Source organism: Acinetobacter sp. B51(2017), from assembly GCF_003711395.1.
Classification (GTDB): domain Bacteria; phylum Pseudomonadota; class Gammaproteobacteria; order Pseudomonadales; family Moraxellaceae; genus Acinetobacter.
The window spans coordinates 1-23,347 of sequence record NZ_PJRJ01000033.1; the positions used below are offsets into that span (position 1 = coordinate 1).

Sequence of the window (23,347 nt, forward strand, 5' to 3'; positions counted from 1 at the left end):
AGTACCAGCGTACGGCCCACAGAATGATGTCACGCTGAAAATGCCGGCCTTTGAATGGGTTCATGTGCAGCTCCATCAGCAAAAGGGGATGATAAGTTTATCACCACCGACTATTTGCAACAGTGCCCCAAAAAGAATGCTCACTTCAATGGTGTATGTAACTTGGTTGCTATGGATTACTGCTCCGCAGAAAGCTTATATGAAGCGATAGAGGTAAGTGAAATTTGGGGTGTAGGCAGGAAGCATTCAAAGAAGCTTAATAGTCTTAATATTTATTCCGTGCTGGATTTCGTAATGGCCTCCCCTTTCATGATCAGGGATCAATTTTCCATTGTTATGCACAGAACATTACTTGAATTACATGGTGTCTCTTGTATCGAGTTAGAACATACTCAAGCCCTCCGAAAGCAGATTGTCGCAAGTCGTTCCTTTGGCCAAAGGATTTATCATATTGATGATCTTAAAGAGGCTATGAGTCTCTATGTTCAAGATGCAGTAGCTCGCTTAAGAGGAGAGAATATGTTGTGTGGTTACATGATTGGTTTCGTACAATCGAATCCATTTGACACGCATAGACCCTATTACAGCAAGTCTGCAGCACTTACTTTGCCAGAACCTACGGATAACGTATTAACGCTGTGTAAGATTGCCATAAAAATGATAGATGATTTATATCAGAAAGATGTAGGCTTTAAAAAGTGTGGCGTAATATTGACTTGTCTAGAGCCTAAATCTAGCCATATTTATGACCTATTCACTGACATGAAGCAAGTTGACTTAGACAATATCTTGATGGATTCACTTGAGGAAATCCATCATAAGTTTGGTAAAACCAAACTCGCTCTTGGTGCAAGTATGTTACCGAACAGAACCTGGAATATGTCTCGTGATCAACTAAGCCAAAATTACTTTCAATGGGATCAATTGCTTTGTGTGAAGTAATTTTGAGTGATTACTTCACACCATAATTTATTTTTTCTTTTTTAAAAACTCTTTTAAATTTTCTTCGGAAATACCCGTGAAATTGTTTCTTTTTAGAAAGTCTAGTACTTCTCCGGTTGTTGCACCAAGACCAAAGAGTTGAAGTAAAGTCTGCTTATGCTGAGTAAGCAATTGATTCCGTGTAATGGTCTTTTCATTCAATTCTTTTATATAACAAAGAAGAATGTTTTCAAAGTTTTTAGAATCATTTTTGCTATATATTTTTTGATTCTTCTCAACAAGTTTTGAAGCCTTAGAATTACTTTCTTGAAGAGCTTCAAAAGAATTATCTGTTGAGAATTCAGAATTAATATTATCCGGATTTTGAATATCAAGTTCTAAAACATTCTGGTCTTGCATCATATCTTTTCCTTAAAAATAAATTTACAAGATCATTATTTGAAATATCTATTCTTGTAGAAATGGCAATATCTTCCCCTTTTTTGATTTTTAAATTACTGAAAAATGTAACCTTTTGCGCTAAGAAAAAAAAGGAAAATCAACCATGATTTTCATCATATTGATTACATTCAATAACAGCTAAAAGATACAGGATGGGACGATGTATATCACATCGTCCAGATTCTCAAATCTCGAACTCGCTTCGCTCGGTCTCAATTTGCGTACAGTAGAAAAAATGAAAAAGGCTTTAAGAAACAAACAAATTATTATTCGACTCACAGAAGATGAGCATCGGCAGATTACAGCTTCCTGTGAAGTCCTACACATGAATCAGGCCGATTATATACGCAAGAAAATCTTTAACGAATCTCAAATCATTTTATTAGAAAAACAGGAGATTCATGATGTAAGAGTTATTGGAATTATCCTGGCAAAAATCTTTGAACAGCTGAAAGGTAAACGAATTATAGATGACGAGGTCATGGAAATAAAAAATCTTATAGAAGAAATCAAAATGATCGTGCGTAGACTAAATGAGAGGGTTGGTAAATCATGATTATCAAGGTTATTCCTAATACGATTGACACCTCTGTTGATCAACGCGTACATGGTCTCTCTGATTATATTCACGATCCTAAGCAGGCACGTGCTCACTATTTGTCTGAATATATTCATCAGCTTCATCCTAGTTTTGATCAAGACTTACTCTCTGAAAAATGTGTCTATTCAAACTCGAGAAACTTTTTAGAGGTTCCTATCTATCAAAAAACTGAAACGTCGAAAACTATCAGTTCAAACTCTCGTGTGATTGACCCAATCGTATTGAAATATCAAAAAATTGAAATGTCACAAACGGCCAGTTTGAACTCTCGTGTGATTGACCCGATCGTACACATGGTCGGAAGTTTTAAAAAATTTGAAGTTCCAACTGTTGAACAATTTGAAGAACAGATCGATATTTTAGCAAAACATCTGGGTGCAGAAGAGTTGCAAATGCAATATGCAATGCATCTGGATACAGATAATGTGCACTTTCATTTAATCGTCAATAAAGTTCATCCGTTCAAAAAAAATGAACATCATGAAAATAAAGTTATTGATCTTGGTGAGGGGTGGATTTTGAATGCAGTCCATCGAGCTACTGCAGAAATTGAAGCAAAACAGGGCTGGGAGCCAGAACCTAATCCAGTTTTCATTTATAACCATGAAACTGGACAGTGTGAAAAAAATCCAGATTATGTACCTCAGCCTGATGCTGAAAAAATTTATTCGAAAATTAGAGATCAAGAACATCGACATCAACAAAAAAGTCGAATGAGCAGTGAAATTGCGGTAGGAACAAACTATCAACGCTATATTGAAAGTGATATTCAACAAGTAATGAGCAGCGCTAAAAACTGGAAAGATTGGCACGAGCGATTAGCCGAAATTGGAATTTTGTATGAAAAAAAACGCAATGGTAGTATTTTTAAAATTCAGACAAGTGAAAAGCAAACACTCACCTTTAAAGCCTCTTTATTTTGTAATAAACAAGTCACTCTGAAAAACTTAGAAAAACGATGGGGGGATTTTACTCATCCTGATGTCGATCACAAAATAATTCCTCTGATCAAGTTAAGCGATAATATTCAGCACGTCCAATCAGCAAAAACGACGCTACATTCTTATCATTTGTTTAAAAATGAAGATTTTTTAGTTAAAGATCTTCATGATGCTTATCTAATAATGAAATCAGAGAAAGACTCAATCAGTACAAAGCGTAAAAATGGATACCAAAAAATTTCTTTAAAAAATGAAATTTATAAGCATGATAAACATCATTTTTTGAACGATTTACAACAACAATTTACAGAGCAATCATCTGATGTGATTTTTACACTGCTGCATTACCATCACATAGCTGATCAAATTAATTCAAGAGCATTGCAAAGAAAAAAATATAATGTTCAACATGAAAGCTTAAGTCAAAAGACATCTCAAACACTGCAAAAAAGCTTTCCATTTTCTTCAAGCTTTGATTCATCGAAAATCACATCTTATGCAGATTTTTTAAAGTTTTTTCCACCCTCTCATCACTTGCTTATGCAACAACAATTTTTATTTGATCAACGCCAATCTAAAAATTTTATTTGCCAAGATAATCCTGAGATTAAAACAGCAAGAATCATCTTCGATCAACATCAACCGAATGAACCTATTGCCATTCAAAATCAATATGGGATCCTCGTATTTAGCAATTATTCTCTCACCCGACTGCAACAATGTATAAAAGCACTGGATTCTAATCAGAAAGAAACGCTCAGGGGTACGTCGGAATTTAAAGAATTGTTCCATATAGCCTTGCAACATAGAACCCAAAATATTGCGGATATCAATAAAGAAAGAGTCTTACCAAGTTTCGAACATTTGTCTCAAAACAATATCGAATCGTGTTTTACTGAACTGTTTAAAAGGTTTATGTCCACGCACGCCTCTCAAAGTACAGCCATTATTAAAACTTGTTTGCTCCTAAATTGTTGCGGTATAAAAATGAAGTCACTGCAATCAACATTAGAAAATTGTATTGATCAAAATAAATTACTTAATTTAAGTTCAGAGAATCAAAGTATTCTGCTACTGCGAGTTCGCAATCTTGTTTATACACAACCCATAAAGTTGAATAAACAATATTTCAACTCAACTGAAATCGAACAGACCTGGCAATTGTATTTTAATTTGCAAACTTCCCCGCCTATTCTTGATGAAAAGCAAAAATATCGTACTAAAATGATATCCTCCATTCCTATACCTGAGCTTACACTTATACCTAAAAATCAAGCTAATAGGACTTTTCAACACACTGAAAATTTACCTGAGCTTGATTTTTTACAAATGCAGCAATATTTTGAATATAGTCGAAGAACCCAGTTGAAAAAGAAACAAGAAGCAGAGTTTTTAAATACTTTCGAACCTAAAAAGCAAATTTCTATACCACCTCAACAAACTCAAAAGATACTTTTCCCTAGAAAAAAATATATTATCGAATATAAATTTGGACAAAAATTTTATCTAGACCAGAAAAAAATTGCTTTTTTTGAAACGAAAGATTCGACTCATATTGCTGTAGTGAGTGAACAAAATGTTCATATTCGAGATGCATTATTTTTAGCAAAAGAAAAATATGGAACGGTGTATGTCTATGGGGATGAAAATTTCAAATCCCAGGTAAAATTGATTGCTGAAGAATACAATATCCCTATTGTTCTACAACAAGAATCAAATCAAGTTATAATTCAACAAGAATCTCCCCCTTTGCCTGTACCTCAAACTTTACCACTAAGTTTAGAGGAAAGAGATTCAAGCCTACCTACAGTTGAGGAACGTGCAGAAGATTTTTATAGTCGCCAGACTGTCGGTTATACCACGAGCAAGAAGAAGAACATCCATTCCCAAGATAACGATTTGAATTATGGCTTATAAAAATAGCCTAAGAATTATCCTTAGGCTAACTCATAAAAAGATTCTGGAAAATTTTTAAGAAATTCAGTCTTAAGTGGGTCTATACTTTGTATTTCTGGATAGTCTTCTAAAAAGTGTTCTAACCAAACTAAAACTGCCTGATGATTGTTATAACAATGATTTACATCCAGATAACTTGCAATTCCAAAACCCATTCCTACATTCAATTCTTTAATCAGTTTATAGCCCAAGAGCTTAGCTTTACGACTTACCCATAACTCATTAGAGGTGACCATTATAAAATTCCTACATCAATTTATAGTGTTGTAGGTTTCTATTCATCCAAGTTACAAGCTATAATTTAATTTAGATAGGTAAAAGTACTTGTATTAGGTAAATATAACCTGCTGTAGGTTGTAATTTACCAAAGTACTCAAATTAATGCAACGAAAAATAACTCACAGCAGGTTATTTTTTTATACTGATATACAATATGATTAGATGCAAGTTAGCTAACCTTATGGGCGAAAGAAAAATTTTAAAGTTAAGTGATGTCGTACATGCAACTGGGATTAATCGGAATACCCTTACTAATATGTACTACGACAGAGCTGTCCGTATCGAGTTACCTGTAGCGGATAAACTTTGCGAATTTTTTGGCTGTACGATGAATGATCTGTTTGAGTATTCAGATAATTAATTCGACATTAGCATTATGTAATTGTCTTAAATCGATTTTTAACAATTAAGATAATTATTTCGTGCATCTTTAATTATTAGATTCTCAAAATCTCATAAGTTAAGCTTAGGCTAAATTACAAATGGCATCAGGCAATCTTGACAAAAAACGTTTTTACTTTGCTTTAAGTAGTTATAAAAGTACTCTTCCCATCCCTTTACTTTCATCCTATTACAATCGGGTTTTGAAAATGCAGATGCACTTTAGAAACTCACATAAAACTTTTCTATTAACTGCTGGGTCTTCACCAATAAGTTGCTAAACACATTATCTCGTTCAAATAATTTGACCTTGTAGTTTGGTAAGTCTTTCAACTCTTCTTTACGCGGCAAACGCTTAGTGAACTCATAGTGTTCCAGAACATTCTTCATCACCTCAGGCTTCAAGTTTTCCACTTCGCAGAGATGCTGATAAGCCTGTTCTTTCTCAGTATCCCAAAATGCAGAAAAAGCACTCTGAACACTTTGCCCATTGATCATCTTCGGCATATTTTCTTCAATGAACTTCTGAATTAGCTCCTGCTTATCATGCAGGTTAACGTCATTGCCAATTAGATCATATACTTGTGCTTCGTATTTCTTGCGTTTGGCCTCATCCCCGCTATCCAGAGCCATTTGCAGCAAATTGATGATATAGCCCACATTGATCCGGTCACTATGTAACAGGTCCAATTGGAAATCGACATCATCCAGCACAGAGACTTTTTCTTTTTTCGTAGTCTTGCGTACATCACGACATAAGTCAGCATACTTGGAAGCAAAATTGGCAAAGTGCTGTTTATCTAAAGCGGTCTGGTTCTGATCGTATTCAATAAAGGTTTGCAGCTGAGCGTTATAACGCATCACTTCACGGAAGGCCTTGATAAACTCCAACTGCTGATCTTCCGTCATGAGATCATCCACGCTTTGATAATCAGGCGTGATCTTGAGCAACTTCTGAACAGCAGCATCATAATCCTGCTTAATTTCCTCAAAGCTTGGAACCAGTACCACTTTTTGCGCATCTTTATTGGAAAATAGCGCCAGAGCTTCATCTGTGGCACGTTTTAGGTTACGGAAGCAGATAATGTTTCCAAATGGCTTCTTATCGTTATATACACGGTTGGTACGTGAGAATGCCTGGATCAGACCATGGTATTTCAAGTTCTTATCGACATATAAAGTATTCAATGGCTTAGAATCAAAGCCTGTCAGGAACATGTTCACGACCAGCAGAATGTCAATCTGTTTCTTTTTGACCCGATCTGCGATATCTCGGTAATAAGCATAGAACTGATCACCAGAATTGTAGTTAGTCTTAAACTGTTGGTTGTACTGGGCAATATAGCGGTCCAGCTTGTCGCGACTGGACTGATTGATCTGACTTGGTATGTCTGCAGCTTCTTCCTGGATCAACCCATTCTGTTCATCTACAGGCACAGCTTCATTGGCTGCATAGGAGAAAATCGTTGCAATCGTCAGCGGTTTAAAAAGCCTACCTTGCTCTTCATCTTGCTTCTGCTTTTCAGCCTGAACCTTTTCAAACATTTCATAGTACTGAGTCAGCGTCTCGACCGAACTGACACAGAACATTGCAGTAAATTCCCGGTTACGGGTCTTGATGTCATGGTTATCGACAATATAACGCGCAATCATTTCCAGGCGTTTTGGGGTGTCGTATAGCTCCTTGGTATCAATACCTTCAACTTCATCCTCATAGCCAAGGTTGTTTTGCATGCCCTTAGCTGTAAATTTACCCCGGTAATCAATCTGGAACTGCAGTACGTTACGGTCACGGATGGCATCCACGATCACATACTTATGCAGGCATTCATGGAACAGGTAATCTGTAGTGAGTTTCAGACCAGCCTTTGACTGACTGTTTTCTTCAAAAATTGGTGTTCCAGTAAACCCGAACATCTGGGCATTAGCAAAGAACTTTTTGATGTTCTGGTGAGTATCTCCAAACTGGCTACGGTGGCATTCATCAAAGATAAACACAACTTTCTTGTCTTTTAAATAGTTGATGTATTCCTGATAACGGTCATTACTGATGGCACGATTCAGTTTCTGGATAGTGGTCACAATCAGCTTGTCATGGCGTTGATCAAGCTGTTTCACCAAGGTATGTGTACTGTCAGTACTATCCACACTATCAGCTTTAAAGGCGTTAAATTCTCGGGACGTTTGAGTATCCAGGTCATTCCGGTCCACCACAAACAACACCTTTTCGACATCCGGCATTTTCATGATGATCTGACTGGCTTTAAAGGAGGTCAGGGTTTTTCCTGAACCAGTGGTATGCCAGATATAGCCATTATTTTTAGAGGTTTGCACATGCTGGACAATTTTCTGTACTGCATAGATCTGATAAGGACGCAGTACCATCAGGCTTTTGGTGGTTTCCAGCATGACCATATATTGAGTCAGCATCTGGGTCAGGTGCTGCTGGTTTAAAAAGGCCTCAGCAAAGTCAACAATCTCATTGATGTGTTTGTTACTGATATCTGCCCAAGGAAAGGCAAACTCAATGCCTGTTGTACCATTTGAGTAGTAGCGAGTATTGGCACCATTACTGATGACAAACAACTGGATAAAATTAAACAGCCCCTGTCCTGCCCAGTAGGCTTCGCGGGTATAACGCAGCGTCTGGTTAAAGGCCTCAGCAATCTCCATTCCACGCTTTTTCAGCTCGATCTGGACAAGTGGCAAGCCATTCACCAGGATCGTCACATCAAAACGGCTGGTACGGCCGTTATAGTCGCGGTGGTCGATAGTGATTTGATTGGTGACCTGATAAATATTTTTGCTTGGATCATCAGACAGGAAAAAAAGATGTTTACTGGTACCATCATCAAATTTGACTGGGAACAGATCACGCAGATTCTTGGCGCGTTCAAACACTGTGCCCGTGTTCAAAAAACTGATGACCTGTTTCCATTCCGTTTCTGACAGAGGCGCTAGTCCATTGGCGCGTTCGACTTGGGTTTTGAGGTTAGACAGTAGCTGACTTTCATCCTTGAGCGTGACTGAGGCATAACCTAATTGTTGCAGTTGGCCGATCAGTTCATTTTCAAGTTGATATTCGCTTTGTACTGTCATTTCCTTTCCCTCTAAAATCTTAAATTATTCACTTCAATGTTTGTTTAATTAAACTCAAGATATATTCTAAATTTTCTGTATCTGACACGATCACCTCACAATCGCCATTGCCCCAATGTCCAATATTGGTCACATCTTTCGCGAGCTGTTTCGGGTCATCCAGTTGATTAAAAGGCATATTCAGCCATATACGAATTTGCTTTGTCCCAATACTCATATAGACATAGTTACGCTTACCCTTACGGAAGGCTATGTACATTTTCTTGGGATGAACCTCTAAATCGGTGGTTAAGCCCAGAATTGAGTCCCTGAATTGCTCATATAGCTCTTTGATGTCATCGGACTTATCCGCCAAGTGATAGGCTTCATCATATTGCTGGATTTCTTTGGCAATCTTTTGAATATCTTCAGACTCAACCTTTTGCACTTGCTTGATTGAAGGGGCTGATTTGGCTTTCTGCAATGGATTGACTGAAACAATTCCACCTTGATAGCGTTTGATTTCCCACAGCTCAATGCCCAAATCTTTAAAATTGGTGGACTGCTTTTGAAAGTCGGTAAAGCTCGGTGAAACAAAGATGATTCGGCTCTGGGACCAGTCGACATCCTGACGTTTAAGCTGTTTGCTCTGGCTCTCATTGTACTCAACGATAAAATCAGCCTTATAGTCGAGCATCAGATTCAGATAAGAAACGCCTTGGTCAATCACGCTATAATTGCGTTCACGCTTGTATTCGATAATTACGAAGGCCTGACTTTCGGGATCGAAAGCTAGCGTGTCAATACGATTATTCTTGATCGTGAACTCGGACTTGATGAATTCCAGACCTGTAAAACTGTAAAGATTACTTTCAAACAGGCTTTGAATCTCTCTTTCCAGACGAAAAGGATCTTCTGTAAGTTCTACTAATGACTGTGCTTGGGTTTGATAAAGCTGCATTAAAAATCTCGAATTATTTATTCTTCAAATGTTTGTCTAAGCAGATTCCTCAAAGAAACACTATATAAAAGTTTTAATCTCTCAATTGTCATTGGAAGACCATTTTCGGTTTTATGGAGCATGGCGTGACAATTTGGGCAGACAGGTCTTAGATCTTCTTTAGGATCAACCTCATACTCTTCACCAATCGTATTTAATGGCTCAATATGATGTACATGGATGAAATCTTTAGCAAATGAGCCATACATATGTTCAAAGCTCAAGCCACAAACGCAACAACGTGTTCCATAAATTTCTATACATTTAGCCCTTGCTTCAGGGTTACGCTCATATTTATTCACTAAAACCGTTTGCTTAGCTCCTTCAGGAAAAGTTTCATTTTCTAAACCTGCTTCATCTGGATAGTCGGTATTCACACTATCAGTTTTAAACTCATTAAAAATATGAGTTAAAAAAATGCGGATTGGATCATTTGAAGCTTTATCTCGATCTGTGCGACGGCCTTGAATAGGAGCATCAGGAATTAAGTTTTCCTGTCTGAAATATTCAAAAGACAAAGTGGATTTATCCACTTTGTTTAACTTTTCAAAAATAGAGTACCCACCTAGATAACTTTCAATTTTCTTTTTATCCGACCAAAATGCTTTCTGTGCTACTGGGTATTCTGAGTTTTCCGCATGCCCAATAACTTTGAATTGATACATCACCTTTGAGATGGGTTGGGTCACATATACATGAACAATATCATTGATTTGTAACCCTTTACCTTCACTAGTGGCTGAATTCTTCCAATAAATCTGCGGCAAAGCCTCATAAGCTGCTTCTAAATCAAACTCAGCATAATTCACGGTTACTAGCCAATTTGCCATAATTTCCCCTCTACACAAACATCTGCTGCAACAAGCCTTTTTTCCAAGTTTTAGCCTGTTCTATTTGCTGTGCGACCACTTCAATTTTTTGGTCAATGGCAGATAAGAAATTGGCGATTTTGGTTTGTTCTTCTTGGCAAGGTAATTTAATTTCTATTTTACTTAAATCACCCAGATAAATTCCAGGTTGGGCTGAAACTACCTGTCTAACTAATAGCTCATTCTGAAAATCCACGGCATTAAACAACTGAAAAATAAATTCCGGTTTGGCAGATTTGAAACGCATGAAAGCGACACTTCGTTGAAAAGCGTAGTTCTTATACTCTTCTTTAAATATAGCAACACGACCAATAGTACCAACCACTGACAATAGAATATCTCCAGTGTTCAAACCATAATTTTTATAAATTGAATCAAACTCTAATTTATTAATTCTTCTATCTTTTTCATCAATAACTACATGGCCATTCTGTAAATTCTTAGCACTTAGTAGAAATAAGTGGGATGTTGGATCATCTTGATGTGTACCATGTGTACCATCTTTAATAAAACTTACAGCACTTTTAATAGAAATACTCTCCCACTCCCCAAATTCACTACCATCATCCGCTTTAAAACGAAGCTGCTGGCTAAACAACTTCTGCATCATGCCTTGTTTATATTGGCTGAGTAGCTCATGCTTTTGCGTGAGTTGATTGATCTTTTCATCCACGTTCGATAGAAAAGAGGCGATTTTGGTTTGTTCTTCTGAGGATGGTTTATATAACTTAAGGTTTTGTAGGTCAGCAGTATCCAGTTTTCCAGCACCAATACCTGTAGCAGTTACCTTATTTTGAATAGTATTTTCTTTAGCATGTAACCATTGGAACAAAAATTGTGGGGCAAGTTCCTGTTTTGGGCGAATGCATTTTACATCCTGATTAAAAGCGACATCACCTAATGTAATTCCCATAGGTATTTTATTAAACAACATACTTCCTCTCACCAAAATTAAAATTGAATCTTTTGGTGCTAATTTGGAACCTTTCTGTAGACCTAACCTAGTAATCTTTACATCAGATTCATAAAGCTGATTTGTGTGCATGGAAGCACCACTAATCAATGGAATATCATCCCCCCAATATTCAGGAATATCTTTTGCTGGTGTACCACCTGAAGCCCATAAAGTTAATTCAACAAGTTTTGATTCTGTTAAATCTCCATCAAACTCTTTAAAACGTAATTTAGGCACCGCCATTACTTCACCTCCGCAAACGGTGAAACAATGCCTAGCTCTTTGCAGAAATCTGCAATGATGGCATCGGTCTCTTGGCTGTCTTGTTCCAAAGCTTGAAGCTGTTTTGCAATCGCATCTAAATCAATCTCGGCTTCCGCTTCAAAGGTATCCACATAACGAGGAATATTCAGGTTGTAATCGTTGTCTTTCACTTCTTGCAAGGTCGCCACATGCGCATACTTTTCAATATTTTCACGCTTTTCAAATGCCGCAACAATCTTATCCAAATGCTCAGGCAATAACTTGTTTTGGTTCTTCTGCTTTTCAAACTCGTTGCTGGCATCAATAAACAAAATATTGCCGCTATGCTCACGGTTTTTCTTCAACACCAAAATACAGGTCGGAATAGACGTGCCATAGAAAATATTGGCGGGTAGACCAATAATGGCATCCACCACGTTCATCTGTTCAATCAAATACTGACGAATCACGCCCTCACTCGAACCACGGAACAATACGCCATGCGGCAATACCACCGCCATGGTGCCATTGTCATCCAGTTGATACAGCATGTGCTGTACAAAAGCCATATCGGCTTTAGAACTTGGCGCCAGTTTGCCATACGCAGCAAAACGCTCATCTTGTAAAAATAACGGATCGGCAGACCATTTTGCAGAAAATGGCGGATTCGCCACCACCGCATCAAACTTTTTATCTAAATGCTGCGGACGGGTTAAAGTATTTTCCTGCTTGATGTCGAACTTGGCAAAATGCACATCATGCAGAATCATGTTCATGCGTGCCAAGTTGTAGGTGGTACGGTTCATTTCCTGACCGTAAATCATATCGACATCTTTCACTTCACGTTTTACCCGTAGCAATAACGAACCTGAACCACAGGTCGGGTCATAGACTGAACGTAAACGGTCTTTGCCTTGGGTGACAATCTTCGCAAGTAAAGTCGATACCGTTTGCGGGGTATAGAATTCCCCAGCTTTCTTACCCGCGCCTGATGCAAACTCACCAATCAGGTATTCGTAAGCATCCCCCAGTACATCGGCTTCGGTATTGGAAATATCAAAATCAATATCATCTAAATGACTGAGGACTTTCGCCACCAGTGCATTACGGTCACTGGCATTATTGCCAAGCTTGGTCGAGTTTAGATCCAAATCTTCAAACAGGTTGGCAAAGTCATCGGCAGAGTCGGTGCCTAAAGTGCTTTGTTCAATTGATTTTAAGGTCGCAGTTAAATCATCCAAAATGAATTCGCCCTGACGACCACGCTCGGCTAAGGTATGGAAAAGCTGTTTTGGTGTGAGTGCATAACCGACTTCTTGAATGGCATTCTTTTTGATTTCTTCGATGTATGGAGCATGCTCAGCATTATTTTCATCTAGCTCTAAAAAGCTGATGTCTTCGCCATCGAGCAATTCATTGGCAAAATTGACTGATTTCTCGGATAGATATTTAAAGAAGATAAAACCCAAAATGTAATCACGGAACTCATCAGCTCCCATTTTCCCACGTAAGGTATTGGCGATGTTCCAGAGCTGTTTTTGTAACTGTTGCAGTTGCACCTGGGTCATTGTTATAGCTATCCAATTAAGTAAATCGTTAATTGGATGATTTTACATAAAATCACTCATGATGCGGCAGTAAAATAGTTGAATATGACACAATTTGTCGTACTAGTTACTCATAAATAACAGCGCATAATTGATCAGAAAAATTAGTGTAGCAAATTGCTACACTTTTAAAGATCTAGAGATATTCACACATGTGAATGTAGCAAGTTGCTACAGTTTCTAAATAATTTCTTTCCCGAAAATTTCATTTAAACGAGTACGATTAGCCTGAACGAAATCACGATCATTCTTCAGCTTATGTTTCATTTCTTTTTTAAACTCTGCCATAGACAAGCCAGGCTTAGCGAACTCCATTTGAAATAAATTATCGTTTACTATGACATTAGCCTGAGAATCCGTTAAACAACCTTCTGGTTTGAACCACTTCTTCAATTTCTGACTATTTGGATCATTAGCATAGATATACCAAGACCGCACTGTCATATCAAACTTCGCCCCTAGTTCTTTAACCAAATTATTGTCATTAAAATCTACATCCAGATAAATTTTAGTTTTTTCATTTGATTGTGAAATAGCATTTTCTTTTTTGTCATTCAATATTTTGAATCGAACACCAACGATTGGCCGCCCTTTTTTAATGGTGTCATACTCTAATTTCAGACTCGTTTTGCTCTTAATTTCCGCTACAATTCTATCGAGAATATAACGCCTAAAATCAACCCAGCGATCATATTTTGTTTCACCAATATCTATCAGCGCCTTCAAACCTTCTAGTGACAATTCTACTTCATAAGTGTCTTGATTGGCGTATTTAAACTCTTGTTTCACAATGTACGAATATAAACTCATACTCGTAACAGAATCCAAGGCAAACAGATCCTTTAATTGGTAAGTAGTAAAATTGCCATTTGCGAGACGGGTAAAATAAGGCAAAACCTCACTGGTGAAACGAATCTGTAAAGCATTTTTTAAATCATCTTCCCAGCGTAATTCGCGAATAATCGGCACTACCGAATGTACTTTTTTCACCTTCCTCTTAGGATCATCAGCCGGCTCCTCAATTACAAAGTGAGCGACACGTGATGAGAGTTCCTTATAAATCCGGTCAATCGCCACATTAATAGAGTTTTTCTTGTTGAGACCTAACAATTCACCAAGATCGTCTTTATGTAAGTAAATATAAGTCTGCTCGGTAATTTCACGATCCTGATTGTTTTTTTCACCATAATTAGCCACAGCCATTGCATATAGCAGAGCCTTATATTCATTGGTAGAAAGTTCAATAGGTCGAATTAAACGATTACTGGTACTCACTACCCCATTCTGTCGGATATTGCCAATGCAATAGGGTAGATATTCTTGTTCTTCTGTGTGGTCAGTGTCTGTCATAAGTGGAAAATTAAAAGTTGTTTTCCCTATTTATACATAAAAGTGGAATACCATTCAACTTCCTCACCTTTTAAGAAATTAATTTATTAGATACACCGCCTAAATTTACTACTATTCATGCCTAAAAGTGGAAGATACGTCATCCTCTCATCTATATTTAGAATAATTCTCGACCATAAAGTGGAATATAATTATTTTTTTCCACTTTATAGTGACAAACTTTCCACTTTTCCCCGGAAAACCCTGTTTAAAAGGTATTCCGTACAGTGTTAAGGAGGCAAAAAATACCTTTATAAGTGAAAAAATCAAAAAATTTTCAACTTTTCAGTGACAAGTTTTCCACCTTTAAATGAAATCAAGTACAAAAATTGCCTTTTTCTTGGTCAATATTGATTATTTTTCAACCTATAAATCTTAAAAAGTAGACTTATCCACAAAATAAAAATTCATCGTGACAAGTCTTCCACCTTTAAATTAAAAAAACAACACTTATCAACAACTTAAATGTTTGATTTTTAAAAATTTTATTTATTAAAAATGCTATTTTTAAAAATGTGGTGACAAACCTTCCACCATAGTGACAAACCTTCCACTTTTAGATGACAGACCTTCCACTTTTTAGTGACAAGTCTTCCACCTTTTAGTGACAAGTCTTCCACCTTTTAGTGACAAGTCTTCCACTTTTTGGTGACAAGTCTTCCACTTTTAAATTCATAAGATATTGTTTATAAAATAAAAAAATGGCTCTTAATTATAATTACTTAATTATATTAATTAATACTAATTTTAAATTAGCTAGCTATGTTTTATTTAGATTTTGAATTGTTTATCTTTTATCAAATAGTGATTAGTAATTTAATATCTACTTAATAAAGTGTAGCAAGTTGCTACAAATTTAACTATATTAGAATAATTCTAATGGGGTCTGTTATGACGACAAATAAATCGACTAAAATTATTGCTGTAGCCAATCATAAAGGTGGATGTGGTAAAACCACAACCGTTGTACATTTAGCTTCAGAATTAGCTGATTTAGGCAAAAAAGTTTTAGTCATAGATTTGGACCCACAAGCTAATGCAAGTTTACATATTGGTTCAGAACATCCTAGTGAAGTCGAAACAACATCCGCAGAATTATTGGTCGGAGATGTTGAATTACTTTCTAGTGCTCTTAAAGAAGAAACCAACTTAAAAAATGTATCTCTAATTTATGGTTCTCTTAATTTAGGTAAGACAGAAGACCAACTTAAAGATGATGCTCCAAGACCTTCAGAAGAACTATCAAGTAAGTTAGAAATATTAAAAGGCCTATATGATTATATTTTGATTGACTGCCCGCCAAGTCTAAAACTCTTAACAAGTAATGCATTAGCAGCCTCAACTCATGTCATTATTCCAATCGAGTCTGGATCTCAATATGGACTTTATGGTGTAACAGACTTAATCAATCATTTGAGTAAGATTAGACGAGTCAATCCTCAACTAGAATTGTTAGGGGCTCTTTTAATCAAACATGATGAACGGCAAAATGTTTGCAAACTTATTCGTGATGAAGCTAAAGGACAAGTGGGTGAATTGTTAAAGACGACAATTCCAATGAGTACTAAGGTGAATCAGGCAGCAATTTTGCAACAACCATTGTTAAGCTTAGATAAAAGTTCAAAAGTCCGGAAAGCTTTCCAAGATTTAGCAAAAGAAATTATTGGTCGTGTTGAATAAAAATTCTGAGAATACTATGGCAACTACAAAAGAACTCTTGGCTCAACGTCTTCAGCAAAATACTCAAAAGCATAAAGTTGCTCAAAAAGAGCATGTGAAAGAAGCAAAAGAATTGCGTCGCAATGTACAAATTTCAGATATTCAACCTAGTCCAAATCAGCCGCGAAAAATATTTAATCAACAAGATATTGAAGATTTAGCAGCTTCTATCGAAGAGATCGGATTGCTACAACCCATTGTAGTTCGCAGAGTTGCTGATAAATATGAGCTGATTGCTGGTGAAAGACGCTTAAAGGCACATCAAGTACTCAATAAAAATACAATTGAAGTAATTGTTGTAGATGCATCGGATGAAGAAGTTGCTCTTCTTACTTTGGCTGAAAACTTAAAAAGAGAAGACTTAACTGATTATGAAATTTACATCGGTTTGATTTCTTTAGATGAAAAGCTTAAAAAGAATAAACAGCAGTTAGCTAAGTCTTTAGGCATGAACCGCGAGGATATGTATAAATATTTATCCTACGAAAAACTGCCTGATGAGCTGATTAAAGATATTGAACAAAAACCTGATCTTTTAGCACGAACAGCTGCTACAGCTATTAAAAAGTTTCTTTCTGAGCATGAAGATCATTATGAAAATGCCAAAAAAGCATTATTAAAAGCTTGGGCAAAATTTTTAGCTAAAGAAGTTGAACAAACAAAGTTAGCTGGTCTTGCTGAAAGATTTCTGAAATCAGCTGATAAAAAGGAACCGATTCTTAGTACAGTAGTTCGGAAAATTGAATATGATGGCAAAGTTGCTGGAAATATTAAATTTGATCACAGTACTTTAAAAGTTTCTTTAAAAATGAATGAATTTGATGATGAAAGTTTGCAAGAGCTTGAGAATTTATTAAAAAATATATTATTAAAGTCTAAAAAAGAAGTGTAGCAATTTGCTACACTTCTTTTTTAGACAAATTTGATTAAAAATAAGAGAGTCAGTCGATAATAAATTCGTCATTACTGATCTGAGCGGCTTTGTTGCATAAATATGTAAGCATCTGATTTAAATAAATTTAATTTTGGATCAAAAACAATCAAAACTTTTAAAATCATATGGTTATGAAATCTTTGTGCAACAAAGCCGAGTTATTTGCATTTCTCTATTTTATCAAAATCCAATCGGCTTTTTCTTCAGCATACTTTTTGAAACACTACCAAAAATAGATTAACCTCAAACTTCTAATTCTTATAAATAATGAAAAACACCCAACTTATCTAGCACATCTAAAGACAATTGTTTACGTAGAGCAATATCATCACCAGCTTTCATTTGCATATTTAAAGCAAATGCCACCACTTGCCCATCTGCCTTTTCAACAAAACCCACATACCAACCCACTTGCGGGTCTACAGCCATTCCCCAGCCACTTTTAGCATATAGACGATTCTCCCCTCTGCGCTCTACATACAACATCTCTTTCACTTGTTGCTGAACTTCAGGTTTAAAAGGCAATTGCCCTTGGGCTAAATCATACACAAACTTTACTTCTTGTATAGGTGTAATTGTCAAAGGCCCTTTCAACCAAAATTGATCAACTTCCGTGCCTATTTGCATATTGCCATAACCAATACGTTGCAATTCACTTTGCATTAAGCTTGGACCAATACGACGTGCCAATTCTTGATATACAGGCACTGTAGATGCTTGCATGGCTTCGCCCAAAGTAAAATCTTTGTCCCATGCTTTAAAAAAACGTGGCTTTCCATCCCACTTAAATATTTCTGTAGATGTTGCTTTATGATTTTCTAAACCAATTAGTGCATTGGCAATTTTAAATGTAGATGCAGGAATATAAGCTGTTTTTGCTCGGTCTAAATGCGTGCCATATTTTTTAATATTTTGACCATCATATGTGACAAACACAGCATCAGCTGAGATTTCATTAAAAAGCGCTTGAACATTCTGATCGATGATTGAGTTATTCACTTGTGGAATTGTACTTGTTTTTGCTCGACTCATACTATGCTCAGCACAAGCCCCAATACTTATGCTTAAGCAAACTAAACTCAATATTTTTAATAATTTCATGATATACAACTTTAAAATTTGGTAGTGTTTCAAAAAGTATGCTGAAGAAAAAGCCGATTGGATTTTGATAAAATAGAGAAATGCAAATAACTCTAGCAATCAAATGTCCAACCTGCCTCAGTGATAGTATAAAGAAAAATGGTATCAAAGTAGATGGGAAACAAAACTATCAGTGCAAAGACTGTAAACGTCAGTTTATTGGTGATCATGCACTGAGCTATCTAGGATGTAAGTCAGGTATTACTCGTAAAATATTACAGTTGATGGTCAGAGGCAGCGGTATACGAGATATTGCTGAAGTTGAGCGCATCAGTATCGGTAAAGTTTTACGTACTTTAACTGAATCAACCTATGAAATTCAGCCTCAGCAAAGTCATTATGAATCTCTCGAAGTAGATGAGTTCTGGAATTTTGTTGGAAATAAAAAGAATAAACAATGGCTTATTTTTGTTCAAAAGTCATATTTTACCTCGGAGAAACCGGACATTTTTATTGGTGAGAATATAGACACTTTAAATGGGTTCTAACACTCTCGTTTCGTATAACAGCCATTATGTTAAATATATTTTAGTTAAGTAATTTATCTCTTATCAATTCTTTAAATTTTTCAGGATTTTGCTCCGCTTGATTATTAAAAATATCAAAGTAAGTTAAAGCTTGTTGTTGAATTTTTCCTTTATTTGGAACACGAGAAGCAGGATGAGGGAGTCGAATTACTAAAGTCTTTTTATTCCAGAATCTTACGCTAAATCCTTCTATAGATTCTTTGAAGTTAAGAATATCTTCGTCATTAACATAATTGAGTTTCAACTGTTCCCAATTTCCATGATATGCACCTAAGAAAAAAATATTTTTAGGTTCTAATCTATCAAGTTGATTTACTAAGTTTTCTATTGATATATCTTTAAGATGCTCATACAAATCTATACTTTTATTTTTTGAATTCAATAAGTTAAAAGATTTTTTATTATAATCAAAGAAGTAGAAGTTTAACCATTGTATATACTCGTTATTATTTTTTTCTTTGACTTTACCTAAGAATTTTAAGAATTGTGATCTCACAGGTGGCTTTTCATAAAGATTACGGTATCTAATTTTACTTTCAGAAATTAATTCATTTGTACTTAAATTTCCTAATATAAAGCTATCTAATTTCAATTTCCCCCATCCAGAAGTTTCTTGGCCAACAATTACTACTTTATTTTTGGATTGGTCAAAAGAACTATCTAAAAAATCTGGAATGAAAGGTAAGCTGATTTTTTGTAAAAGAGGGTGATAATCCTTATGTGTAATAAGGTTATTTTTTAATTTATTTAAATTTTCTGAGTATTCAATCATAGTATGTTTACTTGCTTAATTTTTTTTAAGTTATATATGAAAACTTAGGAGAATAACATTGAAAATAGGTATATTTTGGTTTTATAAAAATCAAGTTCTTGGTATTTCTCATGAGTTTGATATTAATAGCTCAGATTCTTTAGGTATGATTGATAGTGCCTACAACCATGTATCTTATTGGGATGAATTACGAAATAAATTTTCTGAGCTAAGGGAAATTGAATATGACGATGTACCTCGGGGAAGAGTAATATTCGATAAAAATAAAAATAAATTGATCATCTATCTAGATAAGAAATTATTAATTAAAGGTAAGGTATCAAAAATTTGTGATTTTTTTGATGCTGAATATGATGTGAATACAGTATTACGCTTAGATCCGCACTATAGAACTTAATAGAAAACTAAATTTCTGATTAGAAAGATTTTCTAAAATTAACATAATACACCTTATACGTAATGCGTTATAATTGGCACTGTTGCAAATAGAGATTTGAGTCGATGATGTTCCCTTTAAAAAGTACTTAGAGACCGAAAACCCTGTTGATTAGACACACTTCACCCTGAGGCTGACCATAATAAAATGACGATGCTTGTCCTTTACGTAGTGCACGCATGACTTCAATACCTTTAATTGTGGCATAAGCCGTCTTCATAGATTTGAATCCTAATGTGGCCCTGATGATCCGCTTTAGCTTGCCATGATCACATTCAATCACGTTATTTTTATACTTAATCTGCCTGTGCTCAAGGTCTGGTGGACATTTACCTTCCCGTTTTAACCGTGATAAAGCACGTCCATATGTGGGTGCTTTATCCGTGTTGATCACTTGTGGAATTTGCCACTTCTTCACATTATTTAAAATTTTTCCAAGAAAACAATATGCTGATTTGGTATTACGTCTAGAAGAAAGATAAAAATCAATGGTATCGCCACGTTGATCGACTGCACGATACAGATAAGACCATCGTCCATTCACTTTTACATAGGTTTCATCAATATGCCACGAGCTCAGATCTGTAGGATTACGCCAATACCAGCGTAAACGTTTTTCTATTTCAGGAGCATAACGTTGAACCCAACGGTAAATAGTCGTGTGATCAACATTCACACCCCGTTCGGCCAGCATTTCCTGCAGTTCACGATAGCTAATGCCATATTTACAATACCAGCGCACAGCCCAAAGAATGATTTCGCCCTGAAAATGCCGACCATGGAAAGGATTCATATGCTGCACCTTTAGCTAAAACAGTCTTCAGCTTACCATTCGTGGTTATTTGCAACAGTGCCGCTGACGCACACCATCGCCCACCGGGTGGGTCGCTATCTGGAACGGCAAGGCCTGCTGGAACGGGATGTCGAAAACAGCTATCTGGCCTCGGATGCGGTGGATGACGACCCGATGACACCCCTGCTGGGGCACTCGATCACTTACCGTATCGCTGTCGGTTCACAGGCGGGGCGAAAGGTGTTCACTTTGCAAACTCTGCCGACCAGTGGTGATCCGTTCGGTGACGGGATTGGCAAGGTAGCCGGGTCCAGCCTGCACGCCGGCGTGGCGGCCAGGGCCGATGAACGCAAGAAGCTCGAACGGCTGTGCCGGTACATCAGCCGCCCGGCGGTATCCGAGAAGCGGCTGTCGTTAACACGAGGCGGCAACGTGCGCTACCAGCTCAAGACGCCGTACCGGGACGGCACCACGCACGTCATTTTCGAACCATTGGATTTCATTGCAAGGCTGGCCGCCCTGGTACCGAAGCCCAGAGTCAACCTAACCCGCTTCCACGGGGTGTTCGCACCCAACAGTCGGCACCGGGCGTTGGTCACGCCGGCAAAACGGGGCAGGGGCAACAAGGTCAGGGTGGCTGATGAACCGGCAACACCAGCACAACGGCGAGCGTCGATGACATGGGCGCAACGGCTCAAGCGTGTTTTCAATATCGACATCGAGACCTGCAGCGGCTGCGGCGGCGCCATGAAAGTCATCGCCTGCATTGAAGACCCTATAGTGATCAAGCAGATCCTTGATCACCTGAAGCACAAAGCCGAAACCAGCGGGACCAGGGCGTTACCCGAAAGCCGGGCGCCACCGGCTGAGCTGCTCCTGGGTCTGTTTGACTGACGAGCCTGAAGGCCAACGATACCAATCAAAATGCTGCGTTCACAGCGCCGCGGCAGGGATCCGCCGTGCTGGTTGTCGGAAAAGGAGCCGCTAGTGGGAAAGAGGAGGGTAAATTTTCAGCGTTGCTGGCTCCCCGTCAGCCGGATTGGGTTGCATCGCAGGGGTGTCGAAAGAGTCAACTGCGGTCCAAAGCTGTTGGACTTGGGTGAAAAGGGCGTTTATTCTTCCTATACGTTGTCGGCAGCGGGCCAAAAAGGAATACGTCCATGCCCATCGAGGTGAAACCGGCTGTGAGCGCGGGTTCAAGCATATAGCCCGACAGGCGCGTATCCTTGCCGATCACGACACGATGGCGGTGGTCACCGCGACGAAAGACACGGCCAGCCGCCATGCCGACGCGCAAGGCGGTTTCCGCCGTCATCGCGCCTTCGTTGGCTTTGCCACGAATACCGTCTGTGCCGAAATATTTGCGCACCATAAGGTCGATTATCCTGTCGTCGGGTCGCCCTCAAAGGGGACATGCCTGCTGAACCGCGAATATAGAGAAATATCCCGAATGTGCAGTTAACGAATTCTTGCGGTTTCTTTCAGCGCCGCCAATACCGCCAGCCCGTCGCGCAAGGGGCGCGGCTCGTGTGTGCGGATGAAGTCAGCTCCACCTGCGGCGGCGGCAAGCTCTGCAGCGAGTGTCGCGGCCCCGACATCCCCCGGACCACGGCCTGTGAGCGCGCGCAGAAAGGATTTGCGCGAAACAGACAGAAGCACCGGCAAATCGAAGCGCAGCCGCAATTCATCGAACCGCGCCAGCACCGAGAGCGAGGTTTCGGGAGCAGCCCCCAGAAAAAACCCCATGCCGGGATCAAGGACAAGGCGGTTGCGTTTGATACCGGCACCCGTCAGCGCCGCGATGCGCGCGTCAAAGAACGCCGCAATGTGATCCATGATGTCGCCAGCGGGTGCCTCGCGCCGATCTGCCTGCCCGTCTTGCACCGAATGCATAACGACGAGTTTGGCAGATGATTTCGCCAATTGCGGATAGAACGCAGCGTCTGGAAAACCGCGAATATCATTGAGATAGGCCACACCACGCGACAAGGCATAGGCTTGCGTCGCGGGTTGATAACTGTCGAGCGAGACGGGAATGCCATCTGCCTTGAGCGCGTCCAGCACCGGCGCGATACGCGCGATTTCTGTGTCGGACGAAACAGGCGCGGCGTCGGGATTGCTGGATGCCGGACCGAGGTCGATCACATCTGCCCCCTCGGCCATCAGCTTACGCGCCTGCGCAATGGCTGCGTCTGGCGCCAGATACCGGCCTCCATCGGAGAAACTGTCCGAGGTTATGTTGACGATGCCGAAAATGATGAGCGATTTATTCATGGGGGCTTCTATAATAATCTCTGTACACGACAAAAATAGATAACTCATTGAAATAATGTCACAATAATTG

18 protein-coding genes and 5 pseudogenes are annotated in these 23,347 nt (G+C 38.3%); 9 read left to right on the forward strand and 14 right to left on the reverse strand.

Translation table 11 applies throughout. The features are described from left to right. Positions 1–129: 129 nt before the first annotated feature. A pseudogene (locus CYK47_RS12785) lies at positions 130–942 on the forward strand (DinB/UmuC family translesion DNA polymerase); the annotation flags it as partial. A 27-nt stretch (positions 943–969) separates the two neighbouring features. Here CYK47_RS12785 and CYK47_RS12790 read toward each other — a convergent pair. Continuing rightward, the gene (locus CYK47_RS12790; RefSeq protein ID WP_122902232.1) at positions 970–1,344 is read right to left on the reverse strand and encodes a hypothetical protein; all 375 of its coding nucleotides are present in this window, start codon (positions 1,342–1,344) and stop codon (positions 970–972) included. A 199-nt stretch (positions 1,345–1,543) separates the two neighbouring features. Here CYK47_RS12790 and CYK47_RS12795 point away from each other — a divergent pair, with 199 nt between their 5' ends. Together CYK47_RS12795 and CYK47_RS12800 are read left to right on the forward strand one after the other, a co-directional pair. After that, positions 1,544–1,939, forward strand: a complete 396-nt coding sequence (locus tag CYK47_RS12795) for a plasmid mobilization protein (RefSeq protein WP_252150284.1) — start codon at positions 1,544–1,546, stop codon at positions 1,937–1,939. Then, positions 1,936–4,842, forward strand: a complete 2,907-nt coding sequence (locus CYK47_RS12800) for a relaxase/mobilization nuclease domain-containing protein (RefSeq protein WP_122902233.1) — start codon at positions 1,936–1,938, stop codon at positions 4,840–4,842. Before CYK47_RS12795 ends, CYK47_RS12800 begins: the two co-directional genes overlap by 4 nt. Before the next feature lie 20 nt (positions 4,843–4,862). Here the strand turns inward: CYK47_RS12800 and CYK47_RS12805 are convergent, their stop codons facing one another. Then, complete coding sequence (locus CYK47_RS12805; RefSeq protein ID WP_122902234.1) at positions 4,863–5,117, reverse strand: hypothetical protein; 255 nt, start codon at positions 5,115–5,117, stop codon at positions 4,863–4,865. A gap of 197 nt (positions 5,118–5,314) precedes the next feature. Between CYK47_RS12805 and CYK47_RS12810 the strand changes: the two genes are divergently transcribed. Further along, positions 5,315–5,521: a helix-turn-helix domain-containing protein gene (locus CYK47_RS12810; RefSeq protein WP_122902235.1), complete on the forward strand. Its 207-nt coding sequence runs from the start codon at positions 5,315–5,317 to the stop codon at positions 5,519–5,521. A 242-nt stretch (positions 5,522–5,763) separates the two neighbouring features. Here CYK47_RS12810 and CYK47_RS12815 read toward each other — a convergent pair whose 3' ends face one another. From CYK47_RS12815 to CYK47_RS12840, 7 genes and pseudogenes are all read right to left on the reverse strand, one after another. Then, positions 5,764–8,640, reverse strand: coding sequence for a type I restriction endonuclease subunit R (locus CYK47_RS12815; RefSeq protein WP_122902236.1), 2,877 nt, complete (start codon positions 8,638–8,640; stop codon positions 5,764–5,766). Between the two features lie 28 nt (positions 8,641–8,668). Next, entirely contained in the window at positions 8,669–9,580 is a 912-nt protein-coding gene (locus tag CYK47_RS12820; protein WP_122902237.1) for a DUF5655 domain-containing protein, read from the reverse strand. 17 nt (positions 9,581–9,597) lie between these two features. Further along, a complete protein-coding gene (locus CYK47_RS12825; RefSeq protein ID WP_122902238.1) occupies positions 9,598–10,449 on the reverse strand; it encodes an HNH endonuclease in 852 nt (283 codons plus the stop codon). Positions 10,450–10,459: 10 nt separating this feature from the next. After that, a pseudogene (locus tag CYK47_RS15910) lies at positions 10,460–11,200 on the reverse strand (restriction endonuclease subunit S); the annotation flags it as partial. After that, positions 11,189–11,686 (reverse strand): annotated as a pseudogene (locus CYK47_RS15915) (restriction endonuclease subunit S); the annotation flags it as partial. The pseudogenes CYK47_RS15910 and CYK47_RS15915, both read right to left, overlap by 12 nt. Further along, positions 11,686–13,254, reverse strand: a complete 1,569-nt coding sequence (locus CYK47_RS12835; RefSeq protein WP_122902240.1) for a type I restriction-modification system subunit M — start codon at positions 13,252–13,254, stop codon at positions 11,686–11,688. The gene CYK47_RS12835 and the pseudogene CYK47_RS15915, both read right to left, overlap by 1 nt. A gap of 219 nt (positions 13,255–13,473) precedes the next feature. Then, on the reverse strand, positions 13,474–14,643 hold the full coding sequence (locus CYK47_RS12840; RefSeq protein ID WP_122902241.1) for a replication initiation protein: 1,170 nt from the start codon (positions 14,641–14,643) through the stop codon (positions 13,474–13,476). A 930-nt stretch (positions 14,644–15,573) separates the two neighbouring features. Between CYK47_RS12840 and CYK47_RS12845 the strand changes: the two genes are divergently transcribed. After that, complete coding sequence (locus CYK47_RS12845) at positions 15,574–16,362, forward strand: ParA family protein (RefSeq protein WP_122902242.1); 789 nt, start codon at positions 15,574–15,576, stop codon at positions 16,360–16,362. Between the two features lie 16 nt (positions 16,363–16,378). Beyond that, entirely contained in the window at positions 16,379–17,293 is a 915-nt protein-coding gene (locus CYK47_RS12850) for a ParB/RepB/Spo0J family partition protein (protein WP_122902243.1), read from the forward strand. 300 nt (positions 17,294–17,593) lie between these two features. Here the strand turns inward: CYK47_RS12850 and CYK47_RS12855 are convergent, their stop codons facing one another. Continuing rightward, the gene (locus tag CYK47_RS12855) at positions 17,594–18,436 is read right to left on the reverse strand and encodes a carbapenem-hydrolyzing class D beta-lactamase OXA-58 (protein ID WP_002002480.1); all 843 of its coding nucleotides are present in this window, start codon (positions 18,434–18,436) and stop codon (positions 17,594–17,596) included. Between the two features lie 80 nt (positions 18,437–18,516). On the opposite strand from CYK47_RS12855, the pseudogene CYK47_RS12860 reads away from it, so the two are divergent. Beyond that, positions 18,517–18,885 (forward strand): annotated as a pseudogene (locus CYK47_RS12860) (IS1-like element ISAba3 family transposase); the annotation flags it as partial. A 118-nt stretch (positions 18,886–19,003) separates the two neighbouring features. Here the strand turns inward: CYK47_RS12860 and CYK47_RS12865 are convergent. Continuing rightward, the gene (locus CYK47_RS12865; protein ID WP_032073134.1) at positions 19,004–19,774 is read right to left on the reverse strand and encodes a hypothetical protein; all 771 of its coding nucleotides are present in this window, start codon (positions 19,772–19,774) and stop codon (positions 19,004–19,006) included. A gap of 58 nt (positions 19,775–19,832) precedes the next feature. Here CYK47_RS12865 and CYK47_RS12870 point away from each other — a divergent pair, with 58 nt between their 5' ends. After that, the gene (locus CYK47_RS12870; protein ID WP_032073153.1) at positions 19,833–20,171 is read left to right on the forward strand and encodes a hypothetical protein; all 339 of its coding nucleotides are present in this window, start codon (positions 19,833–19,835) and stop codon (positions 20,169–20,171) included. 127 nt (positions 20,172–20,298) lie between these two features. On the opposite strand, the gene CYK47_RS12875 is transcribed toward CYK47_RS12870, so the two are convergent. Then, positions 20,299–21,003 carry an IS6-like element IS1006 family transposase gene (locus tag CYK47_RS12875; RefSeq protein ID WP_001067784.1) on the reverse strand — a complete coding sequence of 235 codons (705 nt, stop codon included), beginning with the start codon at positions 21,001–21,003 and terminating at the stop codon, positions 20,299–20,301. A gap of 63 nt (positions 21,004–21,066) precedes the next feature. Between CYK47_RS12875 and CYK47_RS12880 the strand changes: the two are divergent. Then, a pseudogene (locus CYK47_RS12880) lies at positions 21,067–21,897 on the forward strand (IS91-like element ISCR2 family transposase); the annotation flags it as partial. A 175-nt stretch (positions 21,898–22,072) separates the two neighbouring features. Here CYK47_RS12880 and CYK47_RS12890 read toward each other — a convergent pair. Next, the gene (locus CYK47_RS12890) at positions 22,073–22,375 is read right to left on the reverse strand and encodes a phosphoglucosamine mutase (protein ID WP_000251875.1); all 303 of its coding nucleotides are present in this window, start codon (positions 22,373–22,375) and stop codon (positions 22,073–22,075) included. An 86-nt stretch (positions 22,376–22,461) separates the two neighbouring features. Next, positions 22,462–23,277 carry a sulfonamide-resistant dihydropteroate synthase Sul2 gene (sul2, locus tag CYK47_RS12895; RefSeq protein ID WP_001043260.1) on the reverse strand — a complete coding sequence of 272 codons (816 nt, stop codon included), beginning with the start codon at positions 23,275–23,277 and terminating at the stop codon, positions 22,462–22,464. Positions 23,278–23,347 lie beyond the last annotated feature (70 nt).